At 68.1% G+C, this 1,200-nt stretch carries 1 protein-coding gene; it reads left to right on the top strand.

Going from position 1 to position 1,200, the window contains the following annotated elements; translation table 11 throughout:
- Window positions 1–22: 22 nt before the first annotated feature.
- Window positions 23–1,200: AMP-binding protein (locus tag ACGF5G_RS35745; protein ID WP_393271328.1), on the top strand; the 1,178-nt coding region annotated here is incomplete at its 3' end.

The following is a 1,200-nucleotide window of genomic DNA, read 5'->3' as shown; positions in this document are numbered from 1 at the left end:
GGATCTGGACGATCTGGCGTATGTGATCTTCACGTCGGGGTCGACGGGTCGGCCGAAGGGTGTGCAGGTCACGCATCGGGGGTTGGCGAACCATGTGCGGTGGGCGGCGTCGGTGTTGGCGGGTCGTGGCGTTGGTGGGTCGTCGGTGTTCTCGTCGGTGGCGTTCGATTTGCAGGTGCCGAACCTGTGGGCGCCGTTGGTGGCGGGGCAGCGGGTGTTCATGGTCGACCAGGATGTTGATCTGGCGGAGTTGGGGGCGACTCTGGCGGCGGCGGGTCCGTTCAGTTTTCTGAAGTTGACGCCGGGTCATCTGGAGATTTTGGGTCGGCAGTTGAGCGATGCGCAGTTGTCGGCGTTGGCGCCGGTGGTGGTGGTCGCGGGTGAGGCGTTGCCGGCGGCGTTGGCGAACCGGTGGCTGGGTCTGCTGGGTCCGGGGAATCTGGTCAACGAGTACGGGCCGACCGAGGCGACGGTGGGTACGTGTGTCTTCCCGGTGCGGGTGGAGCAGACGCTGCCGGTGGTGCCGATCGGTCGGGCGTTGCCTGGTATGCGGATGTATGTGCTGGACGCGGCGATGCAGCCGGTTCCGGTGGGTGTGACCGGTGAGTTGTATGTCGGTGGGGTCGGTGTGGCGCGTGGTTATGTGGGTCAGCCGGAGTTGACGGCGGGGCGGTTCGTGCCGGATCCGTTCGGGCCGGTGGGGTCGCGGCTGTATCGGACGGGGGATCTGACCCGCCGGTTGTCGGACGGGGCGGTGGAGTTCGTCGGTCGTGTCGACGACCAGGTGAAGGTGCGTGGTTACCGGATCGAGTTGGGTGAGATCGAGTCGGTGATCGCCGGGGTGGCCGGTGTGCGGGACGCGGTGGCGATGGTGCACACCAGTGTGGTGGGGGAGGCGCGGTTGCTGGCCTTCTACCTGCCGGAGGGGCCGGATGCCGGTCTGGTCGAGCGGGTGCGGCGGGAGTGTGCCCGCCGGTTGCCGGAGTACATGATTCCGTCGGACCTGACCGCGGTCGAGGCGATCCCGCTCAACGCCAACGGCAAGGTCGACCGTGCGGCTCTGGCCGCGTCGGTGACCGTGGTCGAGCGGGCGCACGTGGCGCCGCGTACCGATCTGGAGGAGCGGCTCGCGGAGATCTGGGCGCGGGTGTTGAGCCTGGACACCGTCAGCGTCGTCGACAGCTTCTTCGACCTCGGCGG

This window comes from Micromonospora sp. NPDC047730, assembly GCF_043204765.1.
Lineage (GTDB): Bacteria > Actinomycetota > Actinomycetes > Mycobacteriales > Micromonosporaceae > Micromonospora.
The sequence above is the reverse complement of the archived record's forward strand: the minus strand, read 5'-3'. Positions and strand labels throughout refer to the sequence as shown.